Raw genomic sequence first — 18,261 nt, 5'->3', positions numbered from 1 at the left:
TATCAGCTTAGATTTTGGATATTTTTATGGCTAATAAAGATTTCTTTTTAAAAATTATTGAAAACCATTACTTTTTAATGAATAATTCTATTTCAATGGTTAAATTTGGTCTTTAAAATTTAACAAAAGCATATTGATTGATGAGAAAGCTTAACGAGTTTATTTGGGAAACACATGGTATTCATGCAGGTACAGAACAAGATCATGTAAAGCATGGTATTGATAGGTTAGAGGATATAGTTGATAAAGCTATTGAGGCTGGCAACCCAAGTATTACGTTTATAATTCATTCTCCTAGGTTAACGAGTTTTCGTTATATAGCAGAAAGAGATACTAACGTTAAGTTTATTAGAGGAAATAAATCGTACTTAAATTATCCTAAACGTATTGCTAATCTTCGTGAAAAATATGACGGACAGATTAATATTAAATATGGTATTGAGTTAGAGTGGATGGGACCAGATCTAGGTTTGCAGTGGAGTAGATCTAAAATATTTCAAGCAGAAGATGCCGATTATGTAATTGGATCTGTGCATTTTGCGCCAGAAGGCTTACCCTATGATGGTTCTAAAGAAGAGGCACTTGAGTTATTAAAAATTAGAGGAAGTCTTGAAGCTTATTGGGATGGCTATTTCAATGAAATGATTCAAATGATTGAGTGTTTTGGTGATATGATTCAAATTATTGGTCATATAGATTTGCCAAAACTGAATGTGGATATGCCAGAAGCTTTGGTAAATTTTGAAACAAGCTCACACCCGCTAGCAAATAAGTTTAGAACACTTTTAGAGCTTATTGCAGATCGTAATTTGTCTTTAGATGTAAATATGGCTGGTAAGTTTAAAGGTGTTGGTGTGTATCCTGTTCAGAGTATTTTAAGACGTGCTAATGAGCTTCAAATACCTGTGTGTGTGGGTACAGATACGCATCATGTGCGCTATTACGGATTGAATTACAAAGAAAGCTTAGAGTATATTCAGGAAGCTGGATATGAAAGCTATGTAAGTTACTCTAAACTAATTCCTGAAAATCGTACTATTTATGATGACCATCAATTAAAAGTGAAATACACCGTTTTAAATAAGGGTATTGAATTGTTAAATCAACGATTAGATAGTGATCAAAGAAGAATTATTCCAGATTTTTCTTTTGGAGGCGATTTTTCTGAATTTATTGATATTTATAAAAACTCAACAGGTATGGGTGATTATAATGCTATTAGAATTAGAAAATGGGGGAAGTCTATTACGATTACAAATGAAATACCAAAGCTTACTACTAAAATAGTAAACGGGTTGTTTTCTGAGCATTTAGATGAGCCTGGTGTTATTTCTTCGTTATTTAATACATTGGCGTCTGAAGGTATAAATGTTGAAACTGCTCGATTGAAATCAAATAACGATGGCACAGCTATGGCATTTTTATCTATAGAAAACGATAATGGTAATGTTGCAAGTGCTATTGATTTTATAAATGGTACAGATGCAGGACTTTTTAATAAGTTGACTTATCAAGAAAACGCTAAAATGCCAAATTACTACAGTGAAGGTGTTTATTTATTAGAAATGGATGGCGTAAAATTAAATTTAGCGTTAAGCGAAAAAGTTATTTTAACCAAGCATCATAATGCGCCTGGGGTTCTGTTGATATTATTGTCGGCTTTAGCTTCAAAGCATATTAATATTATAGATTTACGATTAGGAAAACTGAATGATACAGGATATTCAGCTATTGCTACAGATGGTGATAGTAATGTAATTAGAGATTTATTATCTAAATTGGGTAATCAATATTATGAAGCTAATTTAATCGAGTTTCATAGTTTCTAGTTTGTAATATTTGGTCTAAAGTTTGCTATATTCGAAATATGAAATTTAAGCAAACACTTTTCTTTTTATTTATAACATGTTTGGGGTTTTCTCAGCAAACCGAGTATGTTGATTTTAAAACTGCTAAAGCAGATGTTTCTTTTGGTGATTTAATCCAAAAAGAAGTGTCTGGAATAATTTCTTATGAATTTGAAATTCTGAAAGATGTAGATTCTGTTTTTATTGATGCCAAAAACTTTGTAGAAATCGAATATAAGTTAGATGCACAATTTGAAGGTAGCTTATATAATGGAAAACAACTTATTATAAAACACCCTTTTAAGGCTAATAGTAAACATAAAGTTGATATTGTTTGGGAAACTAGACCTAAAAAATCTTTATACTTTATTGATTGGGATTATGAAGAAGGAAATAAGCAAATCTGGACACAAGGTCAAGGGAAGTACACTAGCAACTGGCTACCGAATATTGATGATATGAACGATAAAATTGAATTTGATTTAAGTATTGAATTTGATAAGAATTATCAAGTTATAGCTAACGGAAAATTAACAGATAAAGAAATAAACGACTCAACAACCACATGGCATTACGACATGCAAAATCCCATGTCAAGTTATTTAGTAGCTTTAGCTATTGGTAAGTACGATAAAAAGATTAAGTATTCTAAAAGCGGTATTCCTTTAGAAATGTATTATTATCCTGAGGATTTGTTAAAGTTTGAACCCACATATCGTTACACCAAACAAATGTTTGATTTTCTAGAAGAAGAAATTGGTGTTCCGTATCCTTGGCAAAATTACAAACAAGTGCCTGTTAAAGATTTTTTATATGCAGGTATGGAAAATACGAGTACAACCATTTTTTCTGATGCTTTTGTTGTTGATTCAATTGCTTTTGTAGATAAGAATTATGTGAATGTAAATGCGCACGAGTTGGCGCATCAATGGTTTGGCGATTTGGTAACTGAAACTTCTGGAACGCATCATTGGTTACAAGAAGGCTTTGCAACATATTATGCGTTGTTAGCCGAACGCGACGTTTTTGGTGAGGATTATTACTATTGGAGGTTGTATGAGTATGCACAAGAGCTTTTAGATCAAGATAAAGCGGGAGGGAGTACTTCATTGTTAAATCCGAAATCGAGTAGTACGACCTTTTATAAAAAAGGCGCCTGGGTGTTGCATATGCTGCGAGAACAAGTAGGAGATAAGGCTTTTAAAGTAGGAGTGAAAAACTATTTAGAAAAGTACCAATTTGAAAATGTAGAGACAGATGATTTTATTAGTGAAGTAGAAAAAGCGAGTGGGGAGGATTTGAGTGATTTTGTTGAAATTTGGTTGGAGAATGATAGGTTTTATTATGAATTGGCTTTAAAAAGTCTAAAAGAATCAAAAAAGATTGGTCAATATATAGATGTTGACTGTAAGCAGATTGGTTCTAACTGTAGTTTCTTAGTAAACTCTAATGTTTTAGATGAAGTTAAAATAAAAATCATTGACCAGGATCCGAAAAATATAACAAGAAAAACCTTTAGCGGTACTCTTAAGGTACGTCAAGCCATTGCTAAATCTTTAAATAGAATTCCTTTAGAATTAAAAGAGGACTACGAATCACTTCTTAATGATAAATCATATATCACAATTGAAACAGCTTTATTTAATTTATGGAATAATTTTCCAGAAAAACAGAGTAAGTATTTAAATAAAACAAAAGGCATTGTTGGGTTTAATGATAAAAATGTTAGAATACTATGGCTTACATTAGCTTTATTAACCGATGATTTTGAGCCAGCGAATAAAGAGCTTTATTTTAAGGAATTAAACGATTATACGAGCCCTAAATACGATTTTGCTATAAGACGGAATGCGTTTCAATATTTATTATGGATAAGTTCCTGCGCGGATGATTGTAAAGAAAATTTAAAACAAGCAGCGAAACATCATAATTGGCAATTTTCAAAATTTGCAAAAGAGATGTTGAAAAATCTATAACTTATTTTCGTCGTTCTAAGTTTGTTGGATTTCTGCAAATTAGGCAACCAGCCAAATAAGTGATGGATAGTTCGTAAATACCATCTGTTCTTCCTATATCTGTCGTGTTTAAATCGTAAGAAAATCCAAAACGTAATTGCTCAAGTTCTAAGCCTATAAAAGCATTTATAGAAGTTAATAAATGGCTGTTATTATCGTTTTTTGATGGATTTGTAACTGCCATCGCACCTAGCATTAATTTGTCAAGTTTTATGGTTGTACCTATATCTAATCTATTATATGCGCCTTGTTGCATGTAATTTACAGATAGAAGCATATCGTTGTAATCAAAATAAGGAAATTTGTAATTAGCATGTAAGGAGTAAAATATATCTAATGGTACGTGACCGTTTTCTACAAATGAAATATTAGGCTTGTTTAAGTGTTTTATTGAAGCGCCTAGCCATAGATCGGTGTTATTTCGGGTGTTTTTTTTATCGAAAACAAAGCCTGTTGTAAAATCGATAAAAGTAATATTTCTATTAGCATTTAAAGCGTATGGGTCTAACGTGTTTGAGCTTATGGTTCCTGAATTAATATTAATTTGATCTGATAATAATATATTGCTAAAATTAAAAGATTTAGTACCAAAACCAAGCTCAACAGCAGGTCTAAAATACCAATCGTTACCTAGTTCTACATGATATGCAAAGTTTACATTACCTTGTAAGTGGTTGTAATTGGTGTTGTTTTCGTGTTGGTTTAAAATACTAAAACCAATGCCTCCTACATTTTCTATCCAAGAGTTAAAAAAAGCATATTCGGTATCTACTCTTAAATCGAGACTAGGCCATTGAGTTCGGTGAATTAGTCCAAAATAAGAAGCGTCTTCAAAGCCAGAAAACCCAGGATTTATGGTTTCAGGAACTAAAAAATATTGCGAAAAAACAGGGTCTTGTCCTTTTGCATGTATTGAAAAGCAGCTGATAATTATTATGATAGCGATTTTAAATTTCATCTTAATTCTTTTACTTAATAGAAACAAATGCTCCTTCTTTGGTAATGGTTTTTCCGTAAAGTGTTTTTGCTATAAGGGTGTAATGATAATTTCCGTTTTCTGCTTCATTGCCTTTTATTTTGCCATCCCATCCTATTAAATCGTTGCCTGTTTCAGAATAAATTAAACTTCCCCATGTATCATAAATATTGAAAGTCATTTCACTTAAAGCTATAGATTCCGGTGCAAAATAATCATTAAAACCATCTTCATTGGGAGTAAAAGCGTTTGGTATTATTAAAGTGTATCCTTTTTCAATAATTAGTGTGATTTCATGTGTATAAATACAACCTAAAGGAAAGGTGACTTTTTGGGTTACAATATAGCTACCTTCGGTTACATAAGTGTGAGTAGGGTTTTCTTCCGAAGAAAAATTACCATCACCAAAATCCCAAGCGATAGAAACATAATCTCCTGTAGCTGTATTTGTGAATTGTATAGGGTCTTGTTTAGAGAAAAAACCATAAACGCTGTAGGCTTCAGAATTGTTGTTGAAACCAGGGTAACCTAAAATAGGAATTCCAACATTAAAAGAATAGTTTGTTGAGCATCCCAAACTATCAGTAACCTCTAAAGTGATTAAACCGTTTTGTGTGGTATTCATAAATTGATTGTTACTGCCAGAAACTGTTCCACTAGACCAATTAAATTGATAAGGAGGAACACCTCCGTTTGCTTTGGCTTCAAAAGTTTGATTAACATAACTAGTTTCGCAATTAAAATCGGTTTGGGTTTCAACATCGAGTATTAGTGGTTCAAATCTGTTTACAGGCCAACTTCCTGAAATCTCACAATTATTAGCGTCTGTAATGGTTACTGAGTAGTCTCCAGGAGGAATATTTGTGAGGTCTTCGGTTGTACTTCCGTTAGACCAAGAGTAGCTTAGAGGTAGTGTGCCTCCGGTAACAATAAGGTTAATGGCTCCAGTATTTACATCGTCACAATCTAAAGCATCAGTAGTGTTTGCCGATAGTGTTAAAGCGTCGGGTTGGGTTATAATAAATGTTTCTATTATTTCACAAGGCGTCCCGTCGGTAATGGTAACGGTATAGCTGCCTGGACCAATATTATTTCGTTCAACGCCAGCGGTTGCATCATCATTCCAAATAAGAGAAACAGGGTCTATACCACCTTCTAAATTTAGTACAATGCGGGCATCGTTTTCTCCAAAGCATGATACTTGTGTAACATTTGGTGTTATTCTAAAAATAGGTGCTTCATCAATAATTATGGTTGCTTGCTTTTCGCAATTTGTAATATCTGTTACTGTGATGATGTAGGTTCCTGAAGATAGGTTGTTTTGAATCATTCCAGAACCTAAATTGCTCCAAGCTATAGTGTAAGGAGGATTGCCTCCTGAAATATTATTTATTGTTATAGAAGCATTATTATCGCCATAACATTCAATTTTTGTATCTGTGTAATCTATTATAATCTCATCGGTTTGATTTAGTATAACTTCAAGGGTATCTGTACAACCAGATTTGTCTGTTACTGTTAAGTTGTAAGTTCCAGCAATTAAACTAGATAAATTTTGAAGATCGCTAGTAAACCCGTTAGGTCCTGTCCAAGAATAGGAATAATCAAAAACACCTGGATTTGTTTCAATAAGTCTGCCTCCGGTAGTATTAATGTTAATTTCTCCAGTAGCGTCTCCAAAACAAATAACATCAACTTGATTGATTAAACTAGTATCTAATAAAGGCGGTTCAATAATTAAAAAATCTTGAACAATTGGAGTACAGTTGTTAGCATCTACCACAGTAACTTCATAATCACCTGGACCAAGATTAGATAAATCTTCAGTATTACTAAAAGGATTACCGTTTAGCGTCCAACTATAAGCGTATGGTGTTGTTCCTCCAGAAATATCAATACCAATACTACCGTTATTAGCATCAAAACAAGTTATGGTTTCAGGATCAAAATCAGTAGTACTAAAAATTAATTCATCAGGTTCGGTTACAGTAAGTATATCTGTAAAAGGACAACCTCCATCATCAGTAATTGTTAGCTCGTAATTGCCAGGTTCTAAGTTAAAAATGTCTTCATTATTATTTGTGTAACCATTTGGCCCTGTCCATGAAATTAAATATGGATTTCCTGTTGAAAAAGGTACGCCTCCAGTAACTACTATTTCAATAGATCCATTACTTGCTAAGTAACATGCGCTATTTGTAATATTTTCTGTTGTACTAATTGAAGGGTTGACGGTTATTTCAATAGTGAAATCTGTACCAGTACAAATATCAGAGACAGGAGTAACTGTATAGGTTACCGTTGCTGGATTTGTGGTGGTATTTGTTAGTGTTTGACTAATGCTACTTTGTGGTGTTGTTTCGTTTGATGCACCAATTATTGAGCCTGCAGGATTAATAACTGGGTTTGTCCAAGTATATGTTGTTCCTAAAGGAGCAGTATCTCCACCAGATGTGTTAGGAGTAATGTTAAAAGCAGTATCACTACAAATAGTTTCTGTTTTGGTATTAATGCTAGGTGTTTGGTTTACGGTGTTTTCAGAAACTTGTGAGGTGATTTCTGTACAACCACCAGATGAAAAAGTGATTATAATATAATAAAAGGTAGTGCCAACAGTTCCTGATGGCGGTGTGTAAGTAGCGTTTGTTGCGCCTGTTATTGCAGTTCCAGTTGCTGTATCGTTTACAGAATTGGAATACCATTGATACGTTGGTGTGCCTACGCCGTTAGAATAGGATACAGAAAGTGTATTTAGGGTTTCGCCTAAGCAAATAGTTTCTGAAATAGGCTGAGTAGTATAACTAGGAGCAGCGTTAATGTTTACTTCTGAAGTGTTGCTAACGACACTGCAATCAGCACCAGGTTGAGATATGGTAGCATAGTAATACAATGTTCCTGTAGTGGTTGTAGGAGGTGTGAATATATTGTTTGTTTCACTAGGAATTAGTGTGCCACCAGAATTTATGTTTGTAGTATTACTATACCATTGATAATTATAAACAGTGCCTAAGCCTCCTGAGACTATAACTTCTAAATTTTGAGGTGTAATACCTTGACAAAGTGTTTGTGTAGTTATTGGTTGTGTTGTAATTATAGGATCGTCAACTACTATTATTTCAGCTACATCACTAATAACGTCTGCACAACCACTTCCGTTAGAAGAAATAACGACGTAGTAATAATAGCTTCCAGAAGTATTAAACGTAGGGGGAGTATAATTTATATTATTGGCTCCAGAAATAATAGCGCCTCCTGTGTTTGAGTTTGTTGTATTGCTATACCATTGGTAAGTAATTGTACCTGTGCCTCCAGAATGTGTTATTGAGAGTGCTGATGGAATATCACCACCATTACATATACTCTGTGTAGCTGTTGGATTAGCATCTATTTGAATACCATCAACAATTTCTATTCTTGCTGTATTAGAAGTAATTTCATTACATCCAGCTCCAGATGTAAAAGATGCTATGCAGTAATAATAAATAACACCAACAGGTGTGTTTGAAGGATTGAATGTTGAATTTGTTTCACCAGAAATTACAGTGCCACCAGTAGTAGCATCAACCGTATTACTGTACCATTGGTAACTTGGTGTTCCTGGGCCATTAACATTAACAGATAGTGTCGTTATTGGACCGTTAACACAAATGGTTTCTGATTGAGGTTGACTTGTAAATGATGGCGCAGGATCTACAGTAATAATTAAATTTACTGGAGCGCCGTCGCAACCTCCAACTGAAGGCGTAATTACATAAATAACATCTCCTGAAGTGTTATTGGAATTAAAAAGGGTTTGTACGGGAATTGTATTTGTATTTCCTGAAGTAATAAATCCTGAAGTCCCTACAAGTCCAGTAGCTGTCCATAAATACGTTGTATTAGGAATGTCAGAAGTTAAAGTAACTTCGGCTGTATCAGTCCCAGAGCAAATGGTTTGTGTTAAATTGGTATTTGTAATTGTTGGAATGGGGTTTACTACAAAATCTTCGGTGTCTGTAGTTGTTCCGCAACTACTAGTTACACTAAGTGATATTTGATAATTTCCTGGAGATGCATATGTAATAGTTCCTGGATTTAAAGTGTTCGCTGTTGCTGGTGTGCCTCCAGGGAAACTCCAGTTATATGTTATTGTCTCTGATGCTGGTGCACATGATACTACATTGGATACAGGATTTATAGAAACAGAACCACAGGCATCAGGAATAGGGTTTATTGCTACTGTAGGTGGTTGTTTTACTTCTATGGTTTCTGATGTTGTATTACTTCCACAAGAATTAGTTGTAGTTAGTGATAATGTGTAAGTGCCAGCGGTAATAAAATTTATTGATGGAGCAGCTGAGGTTTCATCTGTGCCACCACTAAAGTTCCATTGAGCAGGTGCTGTTCCACAAAATCCAGAAGTGTAAGAGATTTGCCAAAGGTAAGTTTCTCCACCGCAGCTATCAGTTAAATCTGTTGTATTTGTGGTTTGAACAGCAAGCGGAGAGCATCCGTTGTTGGAGTCTAATGTAAAGGCAGCAATGAGTTCTGGTTCGATACAGATATCTTTAGTTATCGTATTTGTAACGCCACAAGAATTTTCAGCATACAATGATACAGTATAGGTTCCTGGAGCAGTATAAACATGACTGGGGTCTCTTAATATTGAAGTTGAACCATCTCCAAAATCCCAATAATAGCCATCATTAACGCTACAATTATTGCTGTATCCATCTAATGATGTATTGTTAAATTGAACCAAAGAATTTACGCAACTTATAGGAGGATCTTCAAAAGCAACTTCTGGTTTTCTTAAGATTATAATAGGGCCAGCGGTTAAATTTGTTTGTCCGCATGAAGTTGTTATTGATAAAATAACGGTATAAAAATCAGGACAACTGCTTGCGGTGTAGGTGTGGGGTATTGGAAAATTTTGTGAATTTATAGGGTCTGAAGCATTAAAGTAAGTTGAAGCTTCTAATTGTGATTGTGTATAGTTTTCAGTAGTGCCATCTCCATAATCAACATAATAATTTGTGTCAGGAGGATTCGTTGCCCAAGACCCAATAGCAAATTCTAAAGGGCTTACTGGGGTGCATAAATTAACCGTATTTCCGGGGTTTACAATAGATCCTGTTGGATTGCTAGAATTCTTAATTAAATAAGTAACGGTGTTATCACAATTGGTTCCTATACCTGTAATTCTCATATTAAAAGAACCTAATTGGGTGTAGGTGTGTGTTGCGGGAAAAGTAACATTAGTTTCTAAAGGGCTACCATCTCCCCAATCTAAATTGTAAGAAGTTATACATGAGGCTGAAACATTACTAATACCAACGTTAATAGTGTATGAAGGGTCTGTAGTGTTGTTTCCGCAATTATTAAAAGGATCGAATCTATTATCTGTATCTTCAAATTCTAATAGAGGCTTTTGTTGCACTGAAATAGGTTTTGTTATAGAATTTGAACATCCATTTGAATCGGTTACGGTAAGTGTGACATTAAAAATTTGAGAGCCGCAGCCTAATGATGTAAATATATGAGAAGGGTTAGCAATATTACTTGTTGTAGTATCTCCAAAATTCCAACTATAAGTAAAAGAACCATTGCCTGTTGCGTTTGATGTAAAACTTACTGATGTTCCAGAACATGCGCCATCATTATTAAAAGTAAAGTCTACTGTTGGTTCGCCTACAGTAATTGTAGCAGTCCCGCTTTCGCTTGTTATATCTCCATTATTATCTTCTACAGAAACAAGTCTATAAACAAAAACACCAACAGTTCCTGTATTAGCATTTACTGTAGCTGTATTACCAGATCCAGATGAGGTTACTGTTTGATTTGCACCTGAGTTTATAGTATATATAAAGGTGTATGGCGCATTGCCGCCAGAGCCAGTAAACGTTATTTGTGGTGCTGGATTCTCGTCTTTACAAACTTGTGTCGTTCCTGATATGGTTGCGGCAGGAGGAGGCGTGTCTTCAATATCTAATATTGTGTAGTTTGGTGTGTTTGTGTTCTCTTTTTTAGCATCAACTTTTTTTAAAGCAAAAATTGAAATACTAATTATAAAAAATAGGAGTATAGTAAGAAAAGAATCCTTTCTCATGTAATGAAATTATATTAATAGCTGTCACTAAAATATATATTCTTTTTAAGGTAACGACATTTATTAATGATTTAAATCGCTTATTTTCTGTAAAATACCTAATAATGGGTATAAAAACAGCTAATAATAATGATTAATTTTTTTAAGGCTTTTAATTTTTATGTTCTATAGTTAGTTGATTATATTTACAAATAAAATTTTTAGATTGAAAGCATTAGTAATTTCAGGAGGTGGTAGTAAAGGTGCATACGCAGGAGGTGTTGCGCAGTATTTAATGCAAGAAGAAGGACGTGATTACGATATGTTTTTAGGTACATCTACTGGTGGTTTGTTGGTGCCTCATTTGGCAGCAAATAAGATTGAAAAAATTCACGGAGTTTTTACGAATGTTAAACAGAGTAATATTTTCAGCATAAACCCTTTTCGTACTCGTAAAAAGGGAAATAGAGAATTTGTTTCTATTAATTTTTTGAATACTATAGTTCAATTTGTTAAAAGTAAAAGAACTTTTGGAGAGAGTAAAGCTTTAAAGCGTTATATAAAAAGGCATTTTATTGAAGAAGAATATCATTATATAAAAGAACATAAACACGATGTTGTGGTAACAGTATCTAATTTGTCAAAAAACAGAGTAGAGTATAAGTCTATAAAAGATTTTAGCTATGATGAGTTTTGTGATTGGATTTGGATTTCCTGTAATTATATACCGTTCATGTCTTTGGTTAAAAAAAACGGTTTTGAATATGCCGATGGAGGCTTAGGTTGTGTAGTGCCAATACGAGAAGCTATTTTACGTGGTGCTACCGAGGTTGATGCTATTATTTTAGAATCTGAGCAAATGGAATACAATAAAGTCTTGGGGAAAAATCCGTTTTCGCTGATGATTAATTTGTTCGGACATTTATCAGATCAGGTAGAGCGTAATGATATCACGATTGGAAAGTTAGCAGCAAAGAATAATAATGTAAAGCTAAATTTATATTATACACCATCAAAATTAACCGAAAACTCTTTAATATTCAATAAAAAGCTAATGACTTCTTGGTGGGATCAAGGTTATAATTATGCTAAGGAAAAATGTAAGGAAGCGCATTCAAATGAATTGCGATTAAACGACTTACCATAAATCTGAGACTTCTTCTTTTATAAAAGACAAGGCAGCATCACTAGGAGAAAGACGTTCCATCATTTCGGTTAAAACAACTTCGCGAAGCTTATTGGCTGTATCTGTTTTTTCAGATATACTAGCCTTTCTAATGAGTTGAATTGTAGCATTTTTTGCAGTCGTTATAATACTCCAACATTTTTCGCTTACATATATTTGTTGCGATAAATTGTGTTCAAACTCTTGTTCAATACTTTGTGTAAGTAAGTTTACGTAATCTTCTTTATTTGAAGATGTTGGGTTAACTCTAATTAAAAGTTTTGAAGGAGATAAACGTTCCAAAAACAAAGCCATACGTTCGTATGCTTGTAATCGCAAAGGCATCGCATTTACTTGCATATCTTTTTTTAGTAAATAGCGTCTTCTTCCATCTTCATTTTTGGTATGCTCTTTAAAAAAATAATAAGCAATAACTCCTGTAATTAATGAAGGAATTGCAAAAAGAAAAAGGTCGATGATTCTTTGGGTATCCATAAATGTAATTTAAATGCTTGGTTAAGATTTTCCTCCCAAATATAAACAATCTTTTAAGTCTTGCATAGAATTAAAAGGAACAACTGTTTTCTCATACATATAAGTTCTGTTTAGCTCTTTAGAAAGGTTATGGTCGTCTACATTAATTTCAATATCACTCATTTTAAACTGACACGGATGTTCATAACCAGCAGCATGTGTAATTTCAATAAATTCTTTTCTAAATGTTTTGAAATATTGAGCCAATCGTTCCGATTTTAAAGTTGGGTCAATTCCACTTTGTAGCCATTTACTTTGAGTAGCAATCCCACTAGGGCAGCGGTTTGTATGACATACTTGAGCTTGTATACAACCAATACTCATCATCGCCTCACGAGCAACATTAATACAATCTGCTCCCATAGCAAATGCCATTGCTGCTTTAGCAGGAAAACCAAGTTTACCACTACCAATAAATACTATGCGTTCAGAGAGTCCTTTGTTTTTAAATAACCTATATAAATCGCTAAACCCATACACCCAAGGTAAACTAACATGATCGGCAAAACTTGGCGGTGCAGCACCTGTACCACCTTCGCCACCATCAACAGTTATAAAATCGGGACCTTTACCTGTTTTAAGCATGATGTCAGCTAGTTCTTCCCATTGTTCTAGTTTCCCAATAGCAGCTTTAATACCAACAGGTAAGCCAGTAGCCTCTGCTATTTTTTCAATAAAGTCAACCATTTCAGGAACATTAGAAAAAGCAGTATGATTTGGAGGTGACAGTACATCTTTACCAACTTCAACACCTCTAATTTCAGCAATTTCTTTCGTTATTTTAGCACCAGGTAAAACGCCGCCTTTTCCAGGTTTAGCACCTTGTGATAATTTAACTTCTATAGCACGTACAAATGGGTTTTCTTCAACTAGTTTTATCAATTTTTCCAAAGAAAAACCGCCATCTTTAGAGCGCACTCCAAAATACCCTGTTCCTATATGAAAAATAACATCGCCACCATGGCTATGATGAGGCGATAAGCCACCTTCACCAGTATTATGGTAAGCATCAGCAATTTTAACTCCTTTGTTTAAGGATTCTATGGCTTTCGCGGAAAGCGAGCCAAAACTCATGGCAGATACATTAACTATAGAAGCTGGTCTATATGGTCTTTTACGTTTATTAAATGCCCCCATAACTTTGGCACAGGGTAAAAATGTTTTATCAATTTTATTAGGATGATTTTCAGGAAGTTTATAAGGCATCATCGCATTATTTATAAAAATATGTTGATGTGCATAAATATCTCTATCCGTTCCAAACCCTTCATAATTGTTTTCATGTTTTGCCGAAGCATAAATCCAACCGCGTTCAATACGATTAAAAGGTAATTCTTCTCTATTATTAGCTACAAAATACTGACGCATTTCTGGTCCAATACTTTCTAGCCAGTAACGTAAATGTCCAACAATAGGGTAGTTATGACTTATAGTATGTTTTTTTTGAAAAAAGATATCGCGTATAGCTACAATTGCCAAGGCTATTAAAACCCAACCCCACCAAGTAATATTTGATAAAAATTCGAACATAGAAATTTTTTAATTTTTAAAAATGAGTGCTAAAGATATTTAAATTTTAATAAAGCCAAAGTTATATTTTAATTGTTTATAATTATTAATAATTACATACTGTTAAACGCCGTACAATGGTTATTTTTAACTTTTAAAAATTGAAATTAATTTGGAGAAATATTTAAGTCAGTTAAACGACGCACAATTAGAGCCTACCATACAAAAAGAAGGCCCTATGATAATTATTGCAGGTGCAGGATCGGGAAAAACACGTGTGTTAACTTATAGAATTGCGTATTTAATGAGTCAGGGTGTTGATGCTTTTAACATTTTGTCATTAACATTTACAAATAAAGCAGCACGCGAAATGAAAGAGCGTATTGCAGATATAGTGGGTACTAGTGAAGCAAAAAACTTGTGGATGGGTACGTTTCACTCCGTTTTTGCTAAAATTTTACGTTTTGAAGGACATCATTTAGGGTTTCCTAGCAATTTCACTATTTATGATACTCAAGATTCTCAAAAACTAATGGGATCTATCATAAAAGAAATGGGCTTAGATAAAGATATTTATAAAACCAAGCAGGTATATAGCAGGATTTCGTCTTACAAGAATAGTTTAATTACTGTAAAGGCTTATATGAATAATCCTGAGTTAAAGGAAGCCGATGCTATGACGCGTCGCCCAAGAATGGGAGAAATATATGCAGCCTATGTAGATAGATGCTTTAAGGCGGGTGCTATGGATTTTGATGACTTGTTATTAAGAACCAACGAGTTACTAACGCGTTTTCCTGCTGTTTTAGCTCAATATCAAGATAGATTTAGATATATCATGGTCGATGAGTACCAAGATACAAACCACAGTCAGTATTTAATTGTGCGGGCTTTGGCCGATCGTTTTCAAAATATTTGTGTGGTTGGTGATGATGCGCAAAGTATTTATGCCTTCCGTGGTGCGAATATTAATAATATATTGAATTTCCAGAAAGATTATGATGGTGTAAAACTGTTTCGATTAGAACAAAATTACCGTTCTACTAAAAACATTGTAGGTGCAGCAAATTCTGTTATAGAGCATAATAAAACCAAGTTAGATAAAGTGGTTTGGACGGCTAATGACGAAGGTCCAAAAGTAAAAGTACACCGTTCGTTAACCGATGGTGATGAAGGACGTTATGTAGCAAGTACCATTTGGGATGCTAAAATGCAAGACCAATTACAAAATAAAGAGTTTGCTATTTTGTATCGTACGAATGCACAATCGCGTGCTATGGAGGATGCCCTTAGAAAACGCGATATTCCTTATAGAATTTATGGCGGATTGAGTTTTTATCAGCGTAAAGAAATTAAAGATGTGATTTCGTATCTGCGATTAATTTTAAATCCTGCCGATGAAGAAGCTTTAAAACGTGTTATTAATTACCCTGCAAGAGGTATTGGGCAAACCACGATTGATAGATTGGTGGTTGCAGCAAATGGATATAAACGAACCATTTTTGAAGTCCTTAAAAATATTGATAAAGTAGATATTAACATTAATAATGGTGCTAAAAACAAGCTGAAAGACTTTGTTACTTTAATAGAGAGTTTTCAGGTTATGAACCAAACGGCAACAGCCTTTGAATTAGCCGAACATGTGGTAAAAGCAACCGGTTTATTACGTGAAATTAATAAGGAAGGGACTCCAGAGGGCGTTGTTAGATTAGAGAATGTTGAAGAAATGCTTAATGGTATTAAGGATTTTGTTGAAGGTCAAATGGAAATTGCCGATACCACAGGTAATTTAGCTGAATTTTTAGAAGATGTTGCTTTAGCAACCGATTTAGATAACGAAAAAGGCGATGAAGATGCCGTAGCGTTAATGACTATTCACTTAGCAAAAGGATTAGAGTTTAATCATGTATTTGTAGTTGGTTTAGAAGAAGATTTATTCCCGAGTGCTATGAGTATGAATACACGTAGCGAACTTGAAGAAGAACGTCGTTTATTTTACGTAGCATTAACAAGAGCCGAAAAGCAAGCCTATTTAACCTATGCGCTATCACGTTACCGTTGGGGGAAATTGGTAGATTCTGAGCCAAGTCGTTTTATTGAAGAAATAGACGAGCAGTTTATTGAGAATATAACACCAAAACTAGAAAGACGCATCAACCCGATGCTGTCTGCCGATATTTTTGGCGATGTAGAACCTAATAAAATTAGGTATAAACCAGCGAAACAAGCGGTTTTAAAAAAGCCTACAAAATCTATAAAAAAAGAGCAACCAAAGTTTCAAGTTACAGCACCTAAAAATTTAAAACGTGTTTCTGCTGCTGCAACCAACGAAAGTGCTAATGCCAATTTATTTGATAATACACTAACGGTTGGTAATCTTGTAAAGCATATTCGTTTTGGAACCGGTGAAGTTTTAAAAATAGAAGGTAAAGGTGCCGATGTTAAAGCTGAAATCAATTTTCAGCATGGTGGAGTTAAGAAATTACTATTACGTTTTGCGAAGTTGGAAGTTATTGGTTAAATTAGTTAGAAGTTGATGCATTATGGCTGAGTTTTTAAGAATATATGAAGAAAATCCCAATCCGAAAGAGATTGAGAAGGTGGTAGCTGTTCTAAAACGAGGCGGTTTAATTATCTATCCAACCGATACCGTTTACGGTTTAGGCTGCGATATTACCAATTTAAAAGCTTTAGAGCGTGTTGCTAGAATTAAACAAGTAAAGCTCGAGAAATCTAATTTCTCATTTATTTGTCACGATTTAAGTCATTTAAGCGATTATGTTAAGCAAATAGACACGTCTACCTTTAAAATATTAAAGCGTGCGCTTCCAGGACCTTACACCTTTATTCTTCCAGGTTCTAAATCGTTACCCAATCCGTTTAAAAAGAAAAAAACGGTTGGTATTCGTGTGCCATCCAATAATATTGCTTTATCCATTGTTGAAAAGTTAGGGCATCCTATCATATCAACTTCTATACGCGATGAGGATGAAGTTTTAGAATACACCACAGACCCAGAACTTATTCTTGAAAAATGGGATAACCTGGTCGATTTAGTTATTGATGGTGGTTATGGCGATAACGAAGCCTCTACCGTTATCGATTTATCTGAAGACGAACCCATTATTGTAAGAGAAGGCAAGGGGAGTTTAGAGATTTTCTAAATGCCTGCGCAGGCAGGAATCTTAATAGAAAGAATTTTAATTAAGTTTTTTTATTTTGGAGAGAGTTCGTTTAACGGTCTAATGTATGATTTCGTTGCGTGTTTAAGCACTAAAGTTAGTAAATAAATCACAGATAGAAAGTCCACGAGGACTTTCGTAAGTAGGCTATAACTAGCAATGAATTATACACATTGTTGTGCATAGTACTTTACTAAAAATCTAAATAAATCTGATTGTCAAATTGATTTGCAGAATACAATTCGTTTATAAATATTTCTATATCCTTTACTCCGAGTGAACTTTGGTATTTTGTGTAATTTTCTTTCGTTTTTTCTAGCGTATTAACCGGGTCAAGTCCATTGTCCTTCATTTGACCTATTTTTTTTATTAAATACTTTTTAGTGTCTGATGAAAATTGAATGTTTTGAGTTTTCTTTAAGTAAAATGCTCTTAAGATATTGGCTTCTGTTGTTGGATTGAGAATTTTATAGATAGGTGATTTTAATAAAATGTCTAATTTTCCATTTTCTAAATAGTCTTTATAATTTTGAATATTTAAATTAAATGTATGAAGATTTATTACTAGTGAATCATAATTATAAAAACAACCTTTTGCAATACTATTTAATTTGTCATTTTCATTAAGTTTCACTAATTCATTTTTGAAAGCCCAATTGTTTTCAATACTCCACATATCTACAACAATGTTCTCAAATTGGAACTTAATTCCTTTATGTCTATTTATAGTATATTTGGCTTTTGACTTCTTTACAATGTCTAATAACCTTTCATTGTTTAAATCTATTATTATATCTAAATCTCTTGATTTTTTTGAGTTTAAAAAATCTCTAAAATATCCACCTACAATATAAGCGCTTCCATAAACGAATATTTCGAATAGAAGAAATTTTAGTTCTGGATTATTATTTAATTCATAACTAAAATGTAATTTGAATTGTGATTTAATATGTTTATAGTCCAATA

10 protein-coding genes are annotated in these 18,261 nt (G+C 33.7%); 5 read left to right on the top strand and 5 right to left on the bottom strand.

Annotated features, from left to right (window positions below; all coding sequences use genetic code 11):
- The first annotated feature begins 140 nt into the window (after positions 1-140).
- Positions 141-1,829, top strand: a complete 1,689-nt coding sequence (locus ACH5TX_RS06670; protein ID WP_439338753.1) for a histidinol-phosphatase HisJ family protein — start codon at positions 141-143, stop codon at positions 1,827-1,829.
- 38 nt (positions 1,830-1,867) lie between these two features.
- Positions 1,868-3,823, top strand: coding sequence for a M1 family metallopeptidase (locus tag ACH5TX_RS06665; RefSeq protein WP_439338752.1), 1,956 nt, complete (start codon positions 1,868-1,870; stop codon positions 3,821-3,823).
- Between the two features lies 1 nt (position 3,824).
- Here the strand turns inward: ACH5TX_RS06665 and ACH5TX_RS06660 are convergent, their stop codons facing one another.
- Together ACH5TX_RS06660 and ACH5TX_RS06655 are read right to left on the bottom strand one after the other, a co-directional pair.
- Positions 3,825-4,820: a PorP/SprF family type IX secretion system membrane protein gene (locus ACH5TX_RS06660; RefSeq protein ID WP_439338751.1), complete on the bottom strand. Its 996-nt coding sequence runs from the start codon at positions 4,818-4,820 to the stop codon at positions 3,825-3,827.
- A gap of 10 nt (positions 4,821-4,830) precedes the next feature.
- The gene (locus ACH5TX_RS06655) at positions 4,831-10,926 is read right to left on the bottom strand and encodes a PKD domain-containing protein (protein WP_439338750.1); all 6,096 of its coding nucleotides are present in this window, start codon (positions 10,924-10,926) and stop codon (positions 4,831-4,833) included.
- A 205-nt stretch (positions 10,927-11,131) separates the two neighbouring features.
- Here ACH5TX_RS06655 and ACH5TX_RS06650 point away from each other — a divergent pair, with 205 nt between their 5' ends.
- Positions 11,132-12,052, top strand: coding sequence for a patatin-like phospholipase family protein (locus ACH5TX_RS06650; protein ID WP_439338749.1), 921 nt, complete (start codon positions 11,132-11,134; stop codon positions 12,050-12,052).
- Here the strand turns inward: ACH5TX_RS06650 and ACH5TX_RS06645 are convergent.
- Positions 12,044-12,565, bottom strand: a complete 522-nt coding sequence (locus ACH5TX_RS06645) for a DUF7935 family protein (RefSeq protein ID WP_439338748.1) — start codon at positions 12,563-12,565, stop codon at positions 12,044-12,046. The two genes, ACH5TX_RS06650 and ACH5TX_RS06645, sit on opposite strands and share 9 nt — an antisense overlap.
- Before the next feature lie 21 nt (positions 12,566-12,586).
- The gene (locus ACH5TX_RS06640; protein ID WP_439338747.1) at positions 12,587-14,134 is read right to left on the bottom strand and encodes an FMN-binding glutamate synthase family protein; all 1,548 of its coding nucleotides are present in this window, start codon (positions 14,132-14,134) and stop codon (positions 12,587-12,589) included.
- A gap of 151 nt (positions 14,135-14,285) precedes the next feature.
- Between ACH5TX_RS06640 and ACH5TX_RS06635 the strand changes: the two genes are divergently transcribed.
- Together ACH5TX_RS06635 and ACH5TX_RS06630 are read left to right on the top strand one after the other, a co-directional pair.
- Entirely contained in the window at positions 14,286-16,634 is a 2,349-nt protein-coding gene (locus ACH5TX_RS06635) for an ATP-dependent helicase (protein WP_439338746.1), read from the top strand.
- Between the two features lie 22 nt (positions 16,635-16,656).
- A complete protein-coding gene (locus tag ACH5TX_RS06630; RefSeq protein ID WP_439338745.1) occupies positions 16,657-17,277 on the top strand; it encodes an L-threonylcarbamoyladenylate synthase in 621 nt (206 codons plus the stop codon).
- Between the two features lie 211 nt (positions 17,278-17,488).
- Here ACH5TX_RS06630 and ACH5TX_RS06625 read toward each other — a convergent pair whose 3' ends face one another.
- On the bottom strand, positions 17,489-18,259 hold the full coding sequence (locus ACH5TX_RS06625) for a nucleotidyltransferase family protein (RefSeq protein WP_439338744.1): 771 nt from the start codon (positions 18,257-18,259) through the stop codon (positions 17,489-17,491).
- Between the last annotated feature and the right edge of the window lie 2 nt (positions 18,260-18,261).

Origin of the sequence: Thalassobellus citreus, assembly GCF_044385915.1 — a bacterium.
Taxonomy (GTDB): Bacteria; Bacteroidota; Bacteroidia; order Flavobacteriales; family Flavobacteriaceae; genus Thalassobellus; species Thalassobellus citreus.
The sequence above is the reverse complement of the archived record's forward strand: the minus strand, read 5'-3'. Positions and strand labels throughout refer to the sequence as shown.

What these genes read in the sequence shown, in the direction of transcription:
- ACH5TX_RS06670 (WP_439338753.1), top strand. Translation starts at nt 141, where the DNA reads ATGAGAAAGCTTAACGAGTTTATTTGGGAAACACATGGTATTCATGCA.
- ACH5TX_RS06665 (WP_439338752.1), top strand. Translation starts at nt 1,868, where the DNA reads ATGAAATTTAAGCAAACACTTTTCTTTTTATTTATAACATGTTTGGGG.
- ACH5TX_RS06660 (WP_439338751.1), bottom strand. Translation starts at nt 4,820, where the DNA reads ATGAAATTTAAAATCGCTATCATAATAATTATCAGCTGCTTTTCAATA.
- ACH5TX_RS06655 (WP_439338750.1), bottom strand. Translation starts at nt 10,926, where the DNA reads ATGAGAAAGGATTCTTTTCTTACTATACTCCTATTTTTTATAATTAGT.
- ACH5TX_RS06645 (WP_439338748.1), bottom strand. Translation starts at nt 12,565, where the DNA reads ATGGATACCCAAAGAATCATCGACCTTTTTCTTTTTGCAATTCCTTCA.
- ACH5TX_RS06640 (WP_439338747.1), bottom strand. Translation starts at nt 14,134, where the DNA reads ATGTTCGAATTTTTATCAAATATTACTTGGTGGGGTTGGGTTTTAATA.
- ACH5TX_RS06630 (WP_439338745.1), top strand. Translation starts at nt 16,657, where the DNA reads ATGGCTGAGTTTTTAAGAATATATGAAGAAAATCCCAATCCGAAAGAG.